Annotated in this window: 18 protein-coding genes; 14 read left to right on the top strand and 4 right to left on the bottom strand. The window is 36.8% G+C overall.

Annotated elements, in window-relative coordinates; genetic code table 11:
* The first annotated feature begins 13 nt into the window (after positions 1-13).
* The 6 genes from PEPE_RS08265 (at position 14) to rbsU (ending at position 7,373) form a co-directional block, all read left to right on the top strand.
* The gene (locus PEPE_RS08265) at positions 14-1,867 is read left to right on the top strand and encodes an ABC transporter permease (RefSeq protein ID WP_011673820.1); all 1,854 of its coding nucleotides are present in this window, start codon (positions 14-16) and stop codon (positions 1,865-1,867) included.
* Between the two features lie 680 nt (positions 1,868-2,547).
* Positions 2,548-3,891, top strand: a complete 1,344-nt coding sequence (locus PEPE_RS08260; protein ID WP_002832868.1) for an Nramp family divalent metal transporter — start codon at positions 2,548-2,550, stop codon at positions 3,889-3,891.
* A 148-nt stretch (positions 3,892-4,039) separates the two neighbouring features.
* Complete coding sequence (gene rbsR / locus PEPE_RS08255; protein WP_011673819.1) at positions 4,040-5,038, top strand: ribose utilization transcriptional repressor RbsR; 999 nt, start codon at positions 4,040-4,042, stop codon at positions 5,036-5,038.
* Positions 5,039-5,134: 96 nt separating this feature from the next.
* Positions 5,135-6,043 (top strand): ribokinase, encoded by a 909-nt coding sequence (gene rbsK, locus PEPE_RS08250; protein ID WP_002832871.1) that lies wholly within the window; start codon positions 5,135-5,137, stop codon positions 6,041-6,043.
* A gap of 12 nt (positions 6,044-6,055) precedes the next feature.
* Complete coding sequence (gene rbsD, locus PEPE_RS08245; protein WP_011673818.1) at positions 6,056-6,451, top strand: D-ribose pyranase; 396 nt, start codon at positions 6,056-6,058, stop codon at positions 6,449-6,451.
* A 37-nt stretch (positions 6,452-6,488) separates the two neighbouring features.
* On the top strand, positions 6,489-7,373 hold the full coding sequence (rbsU, locus tag PEPE_RS08240) for a ribose/proton symporter RbsU (RefSeq protein WP_002832873.1): 885 nt from the start codon (positions 6,489-6,491) through the stop codon (positions 7,371-7,373).
* A 120-nt stretch (positions 7,374-7,493) separates the two neighbouring features.
* Here rbsU and PEPE_RS08235 read toward each other — a convergent pair whose 3' ends face one another.
* Together PEPE_RS08235 and PEPE_RS08230 are read right to left on the bottom strand one after the other, a co-directional pair.
* Positions 7,494-8,501, bottom strand: coding sequence for a HoxN/HupN/NixA family nickel/cobalt transporter (locus PEPE_RS08235; RefSeq protein WP_011673817.1), 1,008 nt, complete (start codon positions 8,499-8,501; stop codon positions 7,494-7,496).
* Positions 8,502-8,521: 20 nt separating this feature from the next.
* Positions 8,522-9,175, bottom strand: coding sequence for a Crp/Fnr family transcriptional regulator (locus PEPE_RS08230; protein WP_002832876.1), 654 nt, complete (start codon positions 9,173-9,175; stop codon positions 8,522-8,524).
* Positions 9,176-9,345: 170 nt separating this feature from the next.
* Here PEPE_RS08230 and larA point away from each other — a divergent pair, with 170 nt between their 5' ends.
* Genes larA through PEPE_RS08200 form a run of 6 tightly spaced genes read left to right on the top strand, consistent with a single transcriptional unit; the run spans position 9,346 to position 14,524 of the window.
* A complete protein-coding gene (larA, locus tag PEPE_RS08225) occupies positions 9,346-10,620 on the top strand; it encodes a nickel-dependent lactate racemase (RefSeq protein WP_002832877.1) in 1,275 nt (424 codons plus the stop codon).
* Between the two features lie 22 nt (positions 10,621-10,642).
* Positions 10,643-11,383 (top strand): nickel pincer cofactor biosynthesis protein LarB, encoded by a 741-nt coding sequence (gene larB, locus PEPE_RS08220; protein ID WP_011673816.1) that lies wholly within the window; start codon positions 10,643-10,645, stop codon positions 11,381-11,383.
* Positions 11,384-11,388: 5 nt separating this feature from the next.
* Complete coding sequence (gene larC / locus PEPE_RS08215; RefSeq protein WP_011673815.1) at positions 11,389-12,636, top strand: nickel pincer cofactor biosynthesis protein LarC; 1,248 nt, start codon at positions 11,389-11,391, stop codon at positions 12,634-12,636.
* Positions 12,637-12,661: 25 nt separating this feature from the next.
* Complete coding sequence (gene larD, locus PEPE_RS08210) at positions 12,662-13,375, top strand: D/L-lactic acid transporter LarD (protein WP_002832881.1); 714 nt, start codon at positions 12,662-12,664, stop codon at positions 13,373-13,375.
* Between the two features lie 31 nt (positions 13,376-13,406).
* Positions 13,407-14,237: an ATP-dependent sacrificial sulfur transferase LarE gene (gene larE, locus PEPE_RS08205; protein ID WP_011673814.1), complete on the top strand. Its 831-nt coding sequence runs from the start codon at positions 13,407-13,409 to the stop codon at positions 14,235-14,237.
* Between the two features lie 20 nt (positions 14,238-14,257).
* The gene (locus PEPE_RS08200; RefSeq protein WP_002832884.1) at positions 14,258-14,524 is read left to right on the top strand and encodes a hypothetical protein; all 267 of its coding nucleotides are present in this window, start codon (positions 14,258-14,260) and stop codon (positions 14,522-14,524) included.
* 58 nt (positions 14,525-14,582) lie between these two features.
* On the opposite strand, the gene PEPE_RS08195 is transcribed toward PEPE_RS08200, so the two are convergent.
* Together PEPE_RS08195 and PEPE_RS08190 are read right to left on the bottom strand one after the other, a co-directional pair.
* Positions 14,583-15,758 (bottom strand): multidrug effflux MFS transporter, encoded by a 1,176-nt coding sequence (locus PEPE_RS08195; protein WP_011673813.1) that lies wholly within the window; start codon positions 15,756-15,758, stop codon positions 14,583-14,585.
* 134 nt (positions 15,759-15,892) lie between these two features.
* Positions 15,893-16,420, bottom strand: a complete 528-nt coding sequence (locus PEPE_RS08190) for a GNAT family N-acetyltransferase (RefSeq protein ID WP_011673811.1) — start codon at positions 16,418-16,420, stop codon at positions 15,893-15,895.
* 66 nt (positions 16,421-16,486) lie between these two features.
* Between PEPE_RS08190 and PEPE_RS08185 the strand changes: the two genes are divergently transcribed.
* Positions 16,487-17,371: a LysR family transcriptional regulator gene (locus PEPE_RS08185; RefSeq protein ID WP_011673810.1), complete on the top strand. Its 885-nt coding sequence runs from the start codon at positions 16,487-16,489 to the stop codon at positions 17,369-17,371.
* A 95-nt stretch (positions 17,372-17,466) separates the two neighbouring features.
* The gene (locus tag PEPE_RS08180; protein WP_011673809.1) at positions 17,467-17,937 is read left to right on the top strand and encodes a flavodoxin; all 471 of its coding nucleotides are present in this window, start codon (positions 17,467-17,469) and stop codon (positions 17,935-17,937) included.
* Positions 17,938-17,944 lie beyond the last annotated feature (7 nt).

Raw genomic sequence — 17,944 nt, 5'->3', positions numbered from 1 at the left:
GTAGGTGTATTTTATGTCAATATCGGGATTAATCGTCTTTATCATGGCCCAAATTGGATATACTGGGATGGTTCGCATGGCAGGTGTGAATAAATACATGTCCTGGATTACATCGATGGTAATTCAAACGTTGCTATTGTATGTTTTGGCGATGCTAAATTGGTTAAAATTTGGACTAAAAGCAGTCGTTATTTTAGGCTGCATTTTTGTAGTAGTTCGAATTGGAACAATTATTTTCCGAGTGGGAAAGCTGCCCTTTGAGGGTATCCATTATTTTGACGTTTGGATGATTGCTATCGGAATTATTATGGGACGCATCCTATTTGCCAGCCCGTTGATCCACTATGATAATTATTCACATTGGGCATTAATCGTAAAATACCTCCTATTTCAAGGTCATCTGCCAGTTGCGGCAGATACCATTATTTCATTTACTTCTTATCCACCAGCAACGGCTTTATTCATTACCCAGTTTGTATCATGGGTAGGCTTTAGCGATGGTGCCATGTTACTAGGACAGTTTTTATTGATTTGGGCCAGTATCTACGGGATATTTGCGGTTTTACGCGATCGGACCCGTTCAACCAACTCATTTGTAATCTGTTTTACTGTTTCAATTATTAATATTTTTAATATTTCAATTCGAATGAATAATTTATTAGTTGATTTTGTCCTTCCGGTAGTCGCCGCCGCAGGATTTGCGGGAGTTTATGCTTACCGTCGCTCGCCTTGGTTGCAGTGTGCTACAGCGTCTTTATTTAGTGCGGAACTTTTACTGATTAAGAATTCTGGAACGATGTATGTAGTGATGCTAGGCTGTTATTTGTTGTATTCTTTAGTTACCAATGGACAAGGTCAACGCTGGAAACGTCTGGGTAAAGGCATCAGCAAAACCGTTGTGACAATGGGACTAGGCTATTTACCATTCTTCTGGTGGAATCAGCATGTGCATGCAACTTTCAGCGCTGTGTCAAAACATCAAATTAGTACAGATGCGTACAAGAGTCAGTTAGCCCATGAAAGTTCAGCCGTAATTGCTAAAATTGGAAGTAAATTTTTACATCAGATTTTGAGTTTTAACTCGCTATCGACGCGTGGAGTATTACTTATTAACGTCGGTCTACTCGGAGCTTGGATTATTATTCGCTGGTTTTTACGTAAAAAGAATAACCTGCTAAAAAGTTTAATAGCTAGTGATATCAGTTTTATCGCCTATTACATCAGTGTATTTGCGATGTATATTGTTTCAATGCCCTATGCAGAAGCAATCCTGTTAGATGGATCTGAACGCTATCTTTCAAGTATGGTGATTCTAAACCTGCTATTAGCGACCATGGTGCTGGTTGTAGCGATGGACCGAGCTAGTTTTGAAGAAGATGTTAGTAAACGAGGGATCCGATCTTTCAGGAATGTTATTACCAAAAATGTTTATCAGTTGTCATCATTGGTTTTAATGTTGTTTGCCTCCATTTTGATGTTCTCTGAAATTAACGGAGTTAAGTATAATAACACCTTAGGTAAAGAACAATTACCGGTACAATTAAAACAAATAGCTCAGCAGAGTACCCAGTACAACCATCAGAAAATTTTATTAGTTGACCCACATTTTAATGATGTAAATAATTATTACGCGGGTTATGTGGGACGCTATTATTTCTTTTCCGATCAAGTTGTTGGACAGGAAAACTTCATGATGTCTCAAGCGGAGTTCAAAAACACCATTAAACAGTATGATTATGTGGTGTTACCTGAATGGCATCGAACATTTACGACCATGCTGGAAAAAACGTACCATCAGGATTATAAAACGGGGTTATTTAAAGTCACCAAAGATGGTTTACAAAAAGTAAATAAAATTAATGTTTAAGAGTAAGCTGAAAATGACAAGTGAATTGTGATTTTCAGCTTTTTTAGTACTTTAAGTATAATAAGAGGAATAGAAGTAGATTAATAATAGAATTAAGCGTGGTGAAAAAATGAAACGAAGGGATAAAATTCAGCGGATTATCTTATTTGCGCTGATTACAAGCGGTTTGAGTTGGTGGGTGGTATCTTTCCTACCCGATGTTTTTACGTTCGACTGGTGGGTTGTAGGGGCGGTTAATGCTCTGTATGTTTTTTATGTGTTAGGGAGATGAAAACAAATTATAGGTGACAAAACCTAGAGTTGCGAAGCATGATAAATCCACATTGCAACAATCTTGGTTCAAATTTTTGGATTTTTCCAGACTAACATAAACTAAAAAATTCAGGTAGGGGATACAAGGTTGATGTGTATAAATTATTTTATCTATGAAGACAATTCAGTATAAGGAAATAGTGAAATAATTAGCCTTAAAACCGAATCTTAGTTGCCACTCTTATTAATTAATATGGTATAGTAGTTATGGTTTTTGAAAAGAGCGCTCCGTTAGAAAAATAAAAACTAACAATTCATTGGTGGATTGATCCATTTTTTTGCTTTCTTATAAAAATGGATCAATTTTATGGTGGAGAGTTTATTTCAAGTTACCGAATTTCTAAACCAATAGAAAAGAGGGACTCAATATGTCAGAAAAACTTGATGAAGTAGATAGTAAGAGCCTGGACGAGATTAATGGTAGTATCAAGGTACCTAAGAATGCAGGCTTTTGGAAGACGCTGATGGCGTACTCCGGACCCGGATTTTTAATTGCGGTTGGTTATATGGATCCAGGTAACTGGATTACGTCAATTGCGGGTGGGGCGCAATTTAGATATACGCTCCTTTCAGTTATTTTACTTTCTAGTTTAATCGCGATGCTTTTACAGGCAATGTCAGCGAGACTAGGAATTGTAACTGGAAAAGATTTAGCGCAGTTAACGCGGGAACGAACGAGTAAAAGAGTTGGATTCTTGCTGTGGATTGTCGCTGAATTAGCGATTATGGCTACAGATATTGCCGAAATTATTGGATCTGGAATTGCATTGGAGCTGTTATTCCATATTCCATTGATTATTGGTATTTTGATTACAGCGGCAGATGTTTTGATATTGCTGCTATTAATGAAGCTCGGTTTTAGAAAAATCGAAGCAATTGTTGCAACCTTAGTTGCTGTTATTTTAATTGTTTTTGCGTACGAAGTGCTGCTTTCTGATCCAAGTATTTCAGGGATTATCAAAGGGTATGTACCTTCAGTTGAGATTTTAGGTAATAACTCAATGTTGTATCTATCACTAGGAATTGTCGGTGCGACAGTTATGCCCCATGATTTGTATCTGGGTTCTTCAATTTCACAAACTCGTGAAGTGGACCGAAAAGATCGGGAAAATGTCGCTCAAGCAATTCGTTTTTCAACGATTGACTCTAATATGCAACTATTCTTAGCTTTCATTGTTAATAGTTTACTATTGATTTTGGGAGCGGCCTTATTCTATGGAACGGATAGTTCACTAGGACGTTTCGTTGATTTGTTTAATGCTTTAAGTAATAACCAAATTGTTGGGGCCATTGCTAGCCCAGTACTTAGTATGCTATTTGCTGTAGCCTTACTTGCTTCTGGACAAAGCTCAACAATTACCGGAACATTATCTGGTCAGATTATCATGGAAGGATTCATTCGACTACGTGTCCCATTGTGGGTACAACGTTTGGTGACTCGAGTTCTTTCTGTGGCACCAGTTTTGATTTTTGCCATTTATTACCACGGTGATGAAGCTAAAATTGAAAACTTACTAACGTTCTCGCAAGTATTCTTAAGTGTGGCTTTACCGTTTGCGGTAATTCCTCTGGTTATATATACAAGCAGTAAAAAGTTGATGGGTGAATTTGCTAATCGAGCATGGGTAAAATGGTGTGCTTGGACTGCAACAATTGTCTTGATTTTGTTAAATATATATTTAATCCTTCAAACGCTAGGTTTAATCAAATAAGACCTGATATATAAGCGTTTAATTAACTTAAATTGAACTTCAAAATTTGTTTCAAAGATACTCATTTCTAAACGAAATGGGTATTTTTTTATCTTATGGTGTAAACTAAAAATATAAAAAATAACTGTCTAGGTATTGGTGTGAAAAAATGGAAACAAAAAAGATAACGATTAAAGATGTTGCTAGACAATCAGGAGTTTCAATCTCGACGGTTTCGCAAATCTTAAATGGAAATGAAACTCGGTTTAGTTCACTTACGGTAAAAAAGGTAATTCAGGCAAAAAAAGATTTAAATTATGAACCCGATTACTTTGCTCGTCGAATGATTATGAAAAAAAGTAAAACGATTGGTGTTTTAGTACCCGATATTACCAATCCGTTTTTTAGTGAATTAGTTCGTGGAATTGAAAATATTTTTTATCAAAAGGGATTTATAACTATGCTTTGTAACGCAGATCTTGACCAGGAAAAAGAAGATGCTTACTTAGCTGAATTGAGTCGGCGTGGGGTTGATGGGTTTATTATTGCTAGTTCAGTAATTTCAAATGAATCTATTAATGCCACCTTAAAAGCTAAAAATCATCCATTTATTGTTCTTGATCAGAAAAAGGCTGATGGAATTAGTGACGCCGTTTTAACTGATGATTTTTCGGGTGGGGCTCAAGCCGCTCAACATTTGAAAGATTTAGGGCATCAAAAAATTGCCATAGTCATGCCAACTAATGCACCTGAAAATGTTTGTGGTCGTTTAGCTGGAGTACGTTCTGTATATGAAGAAAAACAAATTGAAATTATCGATGCCCAGCTATCAAAAATTGGTGGTCGGGAAGCCGTTGCTAAAATTTTAGCAACGGATGTTACCGGAATATTTGCGGTCAATGACGAAATTGCCTTAGGAATTTATTTGGGATTAGCCGAAGCTGGCAAGCAGATTCCTGAAGATTATAGTGTGATTGGCTACGATAATATTGATATGTGTGAATATATGGTTCCTAAACTGACCACTATTGCACAACCTATTTTTGAGTTAGGTCAGACAACAGCTAACATGCTACTTGAAAGAATTGAAACTCCCGATAAGAACTGGGAAGAGAAGACTTTACCCGTTCACTTAGTGAAAAGATTTTCCACAGCACATTTGATTTAATAGAATCAATGTGCTATATTTTTGATATGCTATTAAAACGTTTTCATAAAACGTTTTAAACAAGTAAAAAGATAATCGAAAACGGAGGAATCCATCATGAACACTGTAACAATTATTGGGAGCATTAACTTAGACCGTACTATCCGAGTAAAACAAATGCCAAAACCAGGTGAAACCATGCATACGAAAGAAATTTTTTCAGCTGGTGGCGGAAAGGGAGCTAACCAAGCTGTAGCTGCTAAGCGTTCTGAAGCTAAGACAAACTTTATTGGTGCAGTTGGTAATGACGATGCTGGCCGTGCAATGTTAGAATTATTGGAACATGAAAATATTGATATGAGCGGAATTGAAACTTTAGATAACCAATCTACAGGACAAGCATACATAGTAGTAGATGACGCTGGTGAAAATCAAATCATGATTCATGCGGGTGCTAATACTGCATTTACTCCAGAATATGTCCAGTCTAAAGCTGATTTAATCAAAAATAGTGATTTCATTATTGCTCAATTTGAAAGTTCTTTAGATTCAGTTACGGAAGCCTTTAAGATTGCTCGTGAAGCAGGCGTTAAAACAATCTTGAATCCCGCTCCAGCGGTTGAAAAGGTTCCTAGTGATTTATTAGCAGTAACGGATATGATCATTCCTAATGAAACTGAAACTGAAATTTTAACCGGAATCGAAGTAACAGATGAAGCAAGTATGAAGAAAGCTTCTAAAGCATTACATGATGAAGGAATTGAAGCAGTTTTGATTACCATTGGTAGCAAAGGAACCTTCTACGATGTTAATGGTAAAAGTGGAATTATCCCCGCATTTAAGGTAAAGGCTGTTGATACAACTTCTGCTGGAGATACATTCATTGGAGCAATGAGCACCGTTTTGAATAAAGACTTTAGTAACTTAGAAGATGCCATCTTATATGGTAATAAAGCTTCATCCCTAACTGTACAACGCTTTGGTGCACAACCATCAATCCCTTACAAAAAAGAATTGGAAAAATAGGAGGAAATAACAATGAAGAAAACTAAAATGATTAATTCAGATATGTCACGGGTAATTGCTCAAATGGGTCACTTTGATAAATTAAGTATCGGTGATGCTGGAATGCCTGTTCCAATGGGCATAGAAAAGATTGATTTGGCAGTAGATAATGGAATTCCTAGTTTCATGCAAGTTTTAACTAACGTTTTAGAAGAACTTGAAGTTCAAAGAATTTATCTAGCAGAAGAAATTAAGACCGAAAATCCTAAGATGCTAGAAAATATTAAAGCTTTAATGCCTGAAACACCAATTACTTTTATGCCACATTCAGATATGAAACAAGATTTGAATAATTGCCACGCATTTGTTCGTACTGGTGAAATGACTCCTTATTCTAATATTATTTTAGAAAGTGGCGTTGTATTTTAAATTTAGCAATTTCGTCAATTAATTAAGGAGGAATTACATGAACACGACAGCGTTATTAATCGGACTTGGACCACTATTAGGTTGGGGATTATTTCCAACAATTGCATCTAAATTCGGTGGACGTCCGGTAAATCAGATTGTAGGTACAGCTTTTGGAACATTTATCTTTGCTTTTGTTTTTGCTCTAATCAAAGGATTAGCTTTACCAACTGGAATGGACTTGGTTTTTACCGTTATTTCAGGGATTGGTTGGGCCAGCGCTCAAATTATTACATTTAAGTGCTTTGCAATGATTGGATCTTCACGGGCCATGCCTATTACTACCGCTTTCCAACTGTTAGGTGCTTCATTATGGGGTGTGATTGCTCTAGGAAATTGGCCTGGAGTTACGGCTAAAATTATTGGTGCAGTTGCGCTAGTCTTGATTATTATTGGTGCTTCACTCACGGTCTGGTCAGAACATAAGTCTAAAGAAAATACCCAATTGATTACTAAAGCAGTCGCTTGGTTGGCTGTAGGTGAAATTGGTTATTGGGCATATTCTGCCGCTCCTCAAGCTACATCAGTCGATGGAATGCATGCATTCTTACCTCAAGCAATTGGTATGGTAATCGTTGGTGTAGTATATGCAATCTTCCTCTCAATGCGAGGTGAAAAATCAGCATTAACTGAAGCAGTATCTTACCGCCAAATCTGGTCTGGTTTCTTCTTTGCTTTTGCTGCACTCACATATTTAATTTCAGCTCAACCAAACATGAACGGCTTGGCCACTGGATTTATTCTTTCACAAACTTCAGTGGTTCTAGCTACCTTAACTGGAATTTGGTTCCTAGGTCAAAAGAAGACGCCAAAAGAAATGGCAGTAACCATTGGTGGATTAGTATTAATCTTAGTTGCTGCAACAATTACAGTCATGATTTAATAAAAAATAATTTGTTTTAAAAAGTTTGTAACACGTTCTGATATTAGGAACGTGTTTTTTGTATTCACTCGAATTAGTCCAAAAAGAAACAGCATTTCACAGTTGAAATGCTGTTTCTTTTTATGCGTGCTGTTCGTTTTTCTGAATAAATAATTTCCAAAAAAGATAAGCCAAACTCCACATTAATATGAACCCAATTACCAGACCATAGCCCAGCCAATTTAAATCAATCGATTGAATCCATGTGATGAAACTAGAATTAACGTGGGTAAAGTCAGCAAAGACGTTGCCTAACTCGACTAAACCAATTAAGAAAGCTGCAATGACTGAAACAAAAGTAACGGTTAAATTGTAGTAAGCCTTACGCTTAGGAGTATCAAATGCCCATGTGTAGGCACCTGACATCATCACGGAATCGGTTGTATCCATCACGTTCATTCCAGCGGCAAATAAAACTGGGAGGGCGATGATTCCGGCTACCGATACGTTTGATTGAGCAGCCGTTGCCGATAGCGCAATCAAGGCAATCTCAGTGGCGGTGTCAAAGCCTAAACCAAATAGGAATCCAATTGGATACATCTGCCAAGCATGAACGATTTTCTTGAATAAAGGAGAAACTAAGTTAGCAATAAAACCTCTAGATAGCAGTAAATCGTTTAATTCTTGTTCATCAAGACCGGATTTTACTAATCTCAGTGATTTATAAAGTTTGATTAAGACCATTAAATTAAAAAAGGCGATTAAAATAAGAAAACTACCGGATACAATCGTACCGATTTTTCCACCAATGGCTTCTAGAATGGGTAGCTTAACTTGGGCCCATTTAGCAGAAATACTAACGACTAAAGCCATTAGAAATACAACAGTAGAGTGGCCTAATGAGAAGAAAAATCCAACTCCATAAGGTTGCTTCTTTTGGTGGATTAATAAACGAACGGTATTATCTATCGCGGCTATATGATCGGCATCAAAGGCATGACGTAGCCCCAGGGTGTAAGCTAGCACACCTAACCCCAGAAAACTAGGATGTTTTTGGGCAGCAACTAACAGTAAGATAATGCCCAAAATATGGATAGCCAAGCTAGCTGTGTAATACGGAAGTGCTCCATAAAATAATTTCTTCTTCATAACGATATTTCTCCTAACTTTTAAATCGTAAATTCACGTAAATAGTTTTCATCATAAATAAAAATTTTCTGATTCTTGATATCAATTACGTGTTGTTCTTTTAAATCATGAATAATTCGATTAACGCTGTTTCTAGTTGAAATCCCACAGAAATTGGCGATTTCTTCGTTAGTAATGGGAAAATCAATCAAGATACCAGTCGCTCCACGCCTACCAAAAATATCAATTAACTTATAGATAAAGGCGCAGACGGCACCTTTCTTACCGTTCATAGTCATCCATTGTAACGATTTTATATTTTGGGTTAATTTAATTCGATAGTAGTCACGCACGTAATCTTGTAAATGAGTATCGTGATTAACATAATCCCAAAATGTTTTACGCGGGATGCGATAAAAAATAGCTTCGTCAGATTCAATACGCACGTTCAAAGGCGAAGCCGTATAGGCAGAAATTTCATCTCTCAAAAGCGAAACAATATCAGTCGAATTTATGTAAGAAAGATTAAATTCACGACCATTCTTTAAAATGATGCTGGTTTTGACAATTCCCTTTTTCAAGACATATGTATAACCTTCTTCTAAACCATGATAGGTCAGATAGGAATGTTTTGTTTTGGTAATTGTAGAAACCTGTTTATTCTCTAAAAAGTCAATTAAATAGCTAGTGTTCATTTTTTAACTCTCCATATGTCTAAAAGTAAATAATATGTACAGACATCTATTATCATAAGAAAAAATTGTGAGAAGTGTAACAAATGTTATACCCAAATGTGATACCCGGTCGATTTTACATAGCCTAATATATTGTCTAGCGCCAAAAATAAGGGAGTGTGTATTAAGTTATGGTACAAATTGACCTACCGTACGATAAAAGAAATATTACTGCTAATATTCCAGACAAAAATTTTGCTGGATTATTAGAATCTAAAGCTGAAAGTTTCCAGAATCCGTTAAGTGAAAAGGAAACTGTTGAAAAATCAATGGACAATCCCATTGGAAGTCCCAGCTTAGAAGAACTTGCAAAGGGAAAGAAGAACATTGTTCTTATTAGTTCTGATCATACTCGACCAGTACCTTCGCATATAATTACACCTATTATTTTACGTCGAATCCGTTCGGTAGCTCCAGATGCAAGAATTCGTATCCTCGTGGCAACCGGTTTTCATCGTCCATCTACTAAAGAAGAACTTATTAATAAATATGGTTCAGAAATTGTAGAGAACGAAGAAATCGTAATGCATTTTTCAACAGACGATGATTCAATGGTAAAAATTGGGCAACTACCTTCTGGTGGAGATTGTATTATCAATAAAGTCGCTGCTGAAGCCGATTTGTTACTAGCAGAAGGATTTATTGAATCTCACTTTTTTGCTGGTTTCTCTGGTGGTAGAAAAGCTGTTTTACCTGGTATTGCATCATATAAAACAATTATGGCTAACCACTCTGGCGAATTTATTAACTCTAATAAAGCCCGTACGGGTAATTTAATGCATAACCCAATTCATAAGGATATGGTTTATGCAGCTCGCACCGCAAAATTGGCTTTCATTGTCAACGTTGTTTTAGATGGTGATAAGAAAATCATCGGTTCATTTGCAGGTGATGTTGAAGCAGCTCATAAAGTTGGTTGTGATTTTGTTAAAGAATTAGCTAGTGTTAAGAAGGTTCCTAGCGATATTGCTATTTCAACCAATGGTGGTTTTCCCCTTGATCAAAATATCTATCAAGCCGTAAAGGGAATGACCGCTGCTGAAGCAACTAATAAAGAAGGCGGCGTAATCATTATGGTTGCCGGCTCTAGTGATGGACATGGTGGAGAAGGTTTCTATCATAATTTAGCTGATGTAGACGATCCAAAAGAATTTTTAGATCAAGCAATTAACACACCAAGATTAGAAACTGTTCCTGATCAATGGACTTCACAAATTTTAGCACGTATTTTGGTTCATCATCATGTTATTTATGTTTCTGATTTGGTAGATCCTGAATTAATCCGCAGTATGCACATGGATTTAGCAACAACATTTGATGAAGCATTGCAAAAAGCCTTTGAAATTGAAGGCAGTGAAGCTAAAGTAACCGTTATTCGTGATGGATTATCGGTAATCGTTGAATAATAGACTAAGAGGCTAAACAAAGATGAATGTAACTAAAATACTACAATCCGTTAAAAACGAAGAACTACCAATATCAGAAGCAGCTAAGCAATTATCTGGGTTTTCTGAACTCGGTTTTGCCAAAGTGGATACACAACGTAAAGCCCGAAACGGCTATCCAGAAGTAATCTACGGGGAAGGCAAAACGGTTGAGCAAATTGTAGCGATAACCGAAGATCTTTTAACCGAAGGCAAGGCAATTCTATCGACGCGAGTTTCTGCTGAAAAAGCAGTAGTTTTAGAGCAGAAATTTCCTGACGGAATCTATCATAAAGACGCGCGGTGTTTTGTTTTAAATCCATCTAGCAAATTAACAGATGGATATATTGCTATTGTAACTGCGGGTACTTCTGATATTGGAGTGGCCGAAGAGGCAGCTATCACAGCTGAAACTTTTGGCAATTCTGTCAAGCGAATCTATGACGTTGGTGTCGCTGGAATTCATCGGTTATTTGCTAACTTAGACGACATCAAAAATGCTTCAGTAGTTATTGTGATTGCTGGAATGGAAGGTGCTTTAGTCAGCGTAGTCGGTGGCTTAGTGGACAAGCCGGTAATTGCGGTTCCCACCAGTGTAGGTTATGGAACTAACTTAGACGGAATCACGGCGTTATTTAGCATGTTGAATAGTTGTTCATCTGGGGTAAGTGTTGTCAACATTGATAATGGTTTTGGGGCAGCTTATAACGCTAGCATTATCAATAAAATCAGAGAAGGAGAATAATTTTTATGCGAGCTTTATATTTAGAACCATTCTCTGGTCTAAGTGGAGATATGCTTAATGGACTTCTTTTGGATCTTGGGGGTAATTTAGATTTATTAAAGGAAGAATTAAGTAAATTTACGCTTGAAGACTATACAATTCAAGTTGAAAGAACTAATAAAAGTAGTATTTTTGGGATGGATTTTGATGTTCAAATTGCTCACCAGCATAAAGATACTGGAATAAAGGGTGATTTTGACCACCATGAACATTCACACCACGGTCATCATCACCATCATCATGAAAGTCGTGGATTGACTGAAATTCTGGGCTTGATTGAAAGTAGTGATCTTTCTGACGTAGTCAAAAAGCACAGCAGCAATGTTTTCAAAGATATTGCTAAAGCGGAAGCGGCTGTACATAATGCGGATGTTAATAAAATCCATTTTCATGAAATTGGAGCTGTGGACTCGATTGTAGATATCATTAGTTTCTTCATTTTTTGGGAGCAATTGAAAATCGATAAGGTTTATTCGACACCGATTACTGAAGGGAGTGGCACGATTCACGTTGCACATGGAGAAATGCCAGTTCCAGTTCCAGCAGTAATGCAATTACGCAAAAATTATCCATTAAAAATCGTTCAAGATTTTGATATTAAAACGGAATTGGTAACTCCTACGGGATTAGCTTTGTTTAAAGAAATCGCCCCAGAATTTACGGCCCCAGAAAACATGTACTTTAGTCAGGTGGGTTATGGTTTTGGAAAACGAGAAACAGGAAAATTTAATGCCTTACGGGGTTCATTGCTAACTGTGGAACACAGTAATCAGGAAGTAAAAACTAATCATGACGACATCATCAAAATTGAAGCTAATTTAGACGATCAAACTCCAGAGCAAATTGGATATGCTATGGATATCTTGTTAGAACATGGAGCTCTAGATGTTTTTTGTTCATCAATCCAGATGAAGAAAAATCGGCCAGCTACTTTGCTAAATGTTTTGGTGAAACCTGAAGCCTTTGACGAAATCAGTTATTTAATTTTCAAGCATACCAATACAGCAGGTTTTCGTTATCAGGGCATGCAACGTCGGATTATGAAAAGAGAATTTAAAGAAGTTCAATTCGAAAATGAAAATTTACGAATTAAAAAATATCAATATCAAGATATTGAAAAATTTAAACCAGAATTTGATGACTGCGAAAAAATAGCAACTAAAAATGATTGGTCATTACAAGCAACATATAAAAAAATACAGAATTTATATTAAGTAGATAACAAAGGAGTTTAATTTAATGGTAAATCATCTATTAGCCGAATTTATGGGAACAGCCCTTATGATAATTTTTGGTGTGGGAGTTCATTGTGACGAAGTTTTAAAGAAGACCAAATATGCCGGTTCAGGTCACTTATTTGCAATTACAACTTGGGCATTTGGTATTTCAGTTGTGTTATTTATTTTTGGTGGCGTATGTATTAACCCTGCTATGGCACTTACTCAAGCAATTTTAGGTATGATTCCTTGGAGTTACTTTATTCCTTATACAATCGCCGAAGTATTGGGTGGTGTAGTTGGGGCAGTGATCGTTTACATTATGTATGCTGATCACTTTAAAGAATCAGAAGGTTCAATTGATCCGATCGCAATTAGAAATATTTTCTCAACTAATCCTAACTTACGTAATTTACCACGTAACTATTTTGTTGAAACATTCGCTACATTCGTTTTCCTAACATCAATTCTAGCAATCGTTCATGGTTACGATTCAATGTCACCAATAGCCGTGGGACTCTTAGTATGGGCCATTGGTATGGGACTTGGAGGTACGACAGGATTCGCGATGAACCAAGCTCGTGACTTGGGACCGCGCTTAGCATTCCAATTACTTCCTATTAAAAATAAAGCTAATAATGATTGGCAATATGGTCTAATTGTTCCAGGAACTGCACCATTTGTTGGTTCAATTTTGGCAGCAGCTTTTGTTAGATTTTACTTACACATTTACTAAAAAAATCGATAATTAAAGGAGAAACATTATTATGACTAACTTAGAAGCAAAAGAAAATAATTTAATTAAGGATTTAGCATCAAAGCAAAGAGTTGCAATCGCTTATTCAGGCGGAATTGATAGTACATACTTACTTAAAGTGGCTGTAGACGAATTAGGAAAAGACAATGTGTTAGCTATGGTAGTTAACTCAGAATTGTTCTTGGATGATGAATACAATAAGGCTTTGGAATTGGCTAAGGACCTTGGTGCAAACGCAATGGGAGTTAGCATGAGTGAATTAGCTGATGAAAGAATTGCAGCTAACACACCAGAAAGCTGGTATTACAGTAAGCAATTGTTATACAGAACTATTAAAAAGGCAGCAGCAGAAAAAGGCTTTGATATCGTGCTTGACGGAATGATCATGGATGATAACGCTGATTTCCGTCCTGGTATGAAGGCTCGTACAGAAGAAGGCATCGTAAGTTCACTACAAGATGCTGACTTATACAAGAGTGAAATTCGTGAACTTGCTAAAGATCGTGGAATTTCTAACTGGAACAAGGTAGCTTCATGTAGTGTTGCTTCACGTTTCCCATATGGTACAAAGCTTACTGCAGAAGCAGTAAACAACGTATTTGCTGGAGAAAAATGGCTACGTAACGCTGGTTTCCCAGTTGTTCGTGTTCGTGTGCACAGCGATTTAGTACGAGTTGAAGTTCCAGAAGTAGAATTTGCCAAATTATTAGCTAAGAAGGCTGAAATGTCAGAATTCATGAAAGGATTGGGCTTCAACTACGTTACTCTTGATGTAGATGGTTTCAAGTCCGGTCGCATGAATGATGTTTTAAAAGAAGAAAAAAAGGCCACTTTAATCTAATTTGATAAAGGAAAAATACGATGTTTAAATATTTAATCACCCAGCTTCAAAATGCTAGTAAAGTTATTTACGATGGAAGTCAATGTCGAGTATTTTTAATGCAAGCTTATCAAGAAAGCATTGCAATCCGACCTAATCTAAAATCTGAACAAGAACTAGCATTAATTAATCGTTTTTATGAATTAAATAGAGAACTGATTGAGCTTTCAGATAATCGCTTTAACACCAAGCAATTAGAATATAGAAAAGTGATCGATGAATTGATCAGTGCCATGCAAGCTGCATAAGATGACCGAAAAAGACGCTTCTAAATTAAAATTAGAAGCGTCTTTTTGATTTTATGGATTATTTATTTTTAAAACGTAACTCATAGCTAAGTAACATTACGACTGTAATTGCTAGGATATACAAGGGTAAGATTCCAATCCATCCGGTATGAAATGCACTAATTAGATAGGTGAAGAAACTGATACAAATATAGTACCCAAAACTAAAGATACCACTAGCTACCCCAATCACGTCTTCGTAACCAACGAGTGCTAAATTAAGCGCCATTGGAAGTGTAATATACAAACCAAAAAAGACGATAAAAATACATAAAATAAAGAGGTAAATATTTCCAATCCAACTGGCACCCACTAATAGGAAGGCTCCAAACATGGCTAGGATCAATCCCCATTTGGTAATTTGAATGGCGCTGATCTTGGCGACTAGGTGATTAATGGTTATAGAACCGAAAATACTAGATAAGGCAACCACTACTCCTAAAACACCGTATTGGATAGAACTAAGATGAAAATGTTCCATGAAGATAAAAGGTGCTTCAGCATAGAAGCTGAAGAGAATGCCATTAATTCCACTAATTAGTAAGCCGTAAACCCAAACGTTTGGATCAGTTAAAAGACGCATAACAATAGGCTTGAATGCCGGTTGATGAGTGATGTTAGATAACTGGATATTAGTTTCTGGTAGTCGTCGAAGTGTATATAGATATAAACTAACTGCCATGACAATTAAGACAGAAAATACATTACGATAACCAAAATAAGTCTGAGTAACTCCGCCTAATAATGGTCCCATTGCAGGGGAGAGGGCTAAGGCAGCCCCAACTTTAGCGAATACTTTCGCCCCGGTTACACCAGCAAAGGATTCGCGCATGATGGATTGTGTTACGACAGAACCGACGCTGGCACCAAAGGATTGGACCAATCGAAACAGAATTAGGATTGCAAAATTAGGAGCGCACAGTAATCCAATGTTACCAGCTAGGTAAACGATTAGTCCTGCTAACATCGCTGGACGCCGACCGACACGGTCAGAGTAACTACCCCAGAATAAAACACCTAGGGCAAAAGCGATGAAATAAGAACTCATGGTTAATTGCCCCGTCTGAGCGGTAACCTGCAGAGCCGAACTTAAAGCTGGTAAGGCAGGGGTAAAGATGGACTCACTAATTTGTGGAAAACCAACCAGAACGATAATTAATAGTAAAGATGGAACTTGTTTTCGGACGTTTTTCATTTTAAATCTCCTTAAATTTTATTATGCAGAAAAACGTCCTAATTTAATTACGGTAGCAGATGCGATAAAACCAACGTAGGCCAAATAGACTCCTCCCTTTCAAAATTTGATTTAATTATTGTAACAAGTTAAATTTAGTTTTCCAAATTTAGTTCAAAGGCTAAACGTCGACTATCTTCGGTAGGGTTAACATAGATAATACCGGTGTATTCAAAATTAAATTGTTGAACAAGGTGTTGCATTCGCTGATTAAGTTCGTGCGTATCAATCCGGAAATTATTAATCCCAGCGTGCGTTCCTAAGGTGATTAAATTGGATAGGAAGAACTTGCCGAGAGACATTCCGCGGTAGTCAGGCGAAATAGCAATTCGGTGAATAGTAGCATATGGTGCACTAGTATTTTTCCATTGACCGTCTGAAATATTTTCGTAGTTGGCATCCGGGGTGGTCAGTAAAGTGGCGGTACCTGCAATTTGATTATCGACTTTCAGTACCCAACAATTTCCATGATTAATGTCATTGATGAAAGTAGTTTCGTCGGGACTTCCATCTTGCCATTGAGGACTACCATCCGCTTTCAATAAAGCTTTGGCGTTATCAATAATTTTCATGATGGCAGGTAAATCTTGAGGTTGAGCTTTTTTAACGTATATATTACTCATGTAGCTAGGCTCCTTTTATTGTATGTTGTATATTAAGTATAGTATAAAAAATTGGAGAATCGGGAAATGGAAATTAGAACTCTGCGTTATTTTTGGACAATTGCAGAAGAAGGAACGGTTTCTAAGGCAGCGGAAGCTTTGCACATTACCCAACCTACTTTAAGTCGACAAATCAAAGAATTAGAAGAAGAATTGGGAACGGAGTTATTTATTCGAGGGCGGCGCCAGGTTCGATTAACAGAAGCAGGAATGTTTCTAAAATCCCGTGCAGAAGAAATTTTAGAGCTAACCCAGCAAACCAGTTTAGAATTCGAAAACCGTAAAAAGCAACTCTTTAGTGGACATATCACCATCGGATGCATTGAAGCCGATAATTCTGATACTTTAGCCTTGATTTTAGAGGATTTTATCCGAGATTATCCGCAAGTTACGTTTACCATTTACAGTGGGACTAGTGACGACATCACAGAGCGTTTAGATAAGGGCTTAGTGGATGTTGCAGTTTTAATTAAGCCCATCGCCACAGAAAAATATCACGAAATTGTACTTCCCCGTACTGAAAAATGGGGATTATTAGTGTCCAAAGCATCGTATATTGCTCAGAAAGATAAAATTGTACCGGCTGATTTAATGGGGATGCCGTTGTTAGTGTCAGGGCGTCCTGAAGTTCAGGAGTTAATTTCAAAATGGAGCAAGATTGACTATCAACAATTAAATGTTGTCGGTCATTATAATTTAACCTTTAATGTGCTCCCACTAGTGAAACGTCAAGTAGCTCAAGCGTTCATTATTGAAGGATCAACTAGGAATACCCATCCGGATGGAGTTGAATTCATTCCGTTAGAGCCGGAAGTTAATACTAACTGCGTTTTAGTTTGGAAGCGGGAGCGTAATCTATCACCGGTAGTAAATAAATTTATTAATTACTTCTACCATGCTTTCAAAGCATAGAAATGGATAAAATAAGCATTTTACGAATTACATAAAAAGTCTTAACATTATTTTTGTCGAAAGATGTTAAGGCTTTTTCTAATCGGAGGTGCATAGTGGAAATAGCTTATTTTACCCATGCTGAAGATGGAAATACTGAAATTCTGATGCGAAAAATTGCTGGGCAATTAAATTTACCAACAAATCGGATTATACCAAAAAAACCATATCCGATAAGTTACGAAGCATTGGTGGAACGTGCTAAAGATGAACACGAACACAGTATTTTCCCTGAAGCTAGCATAAACCATGAAATTAGTGATGATGTTTTAATACTGGGGACACCAATCTGGTTTGATGAGTTACCTAATGTGGTTAAAAGATTTTTAAAGGAACAACTGGTTGCACCACGAGTAATTTATCCTTTTTGTACCAGTGAAGGTAGTGGATTGGGAAACAGCATCAACGAATTAAAAGCAATTTTCCCAGACACAGAGATTAAATTAGGGTTAGCAGTACAGGGTTCCAAAGTAGATAAGGCAGATCAAGCAGTAGCAAATTGGTTAGAACAGTTAAATTTAATTTAAAAGGAGT

Source organism: Pediococcus pentosaceus ATCC 25745 (genome assembly GCF_000014505.1).
GTDB classification, from domain to species: domain Bacteria; phylum Bacillota; class Bacilli; order Lactobacillales; family Lactobacillaceae; genus Pediococcus; species Pediococcus pentosaceus.
Note: the sequence above shows the minus strand (reverse complement) of the source record. Positions and strands in the feature narration are given on the sequence as shown.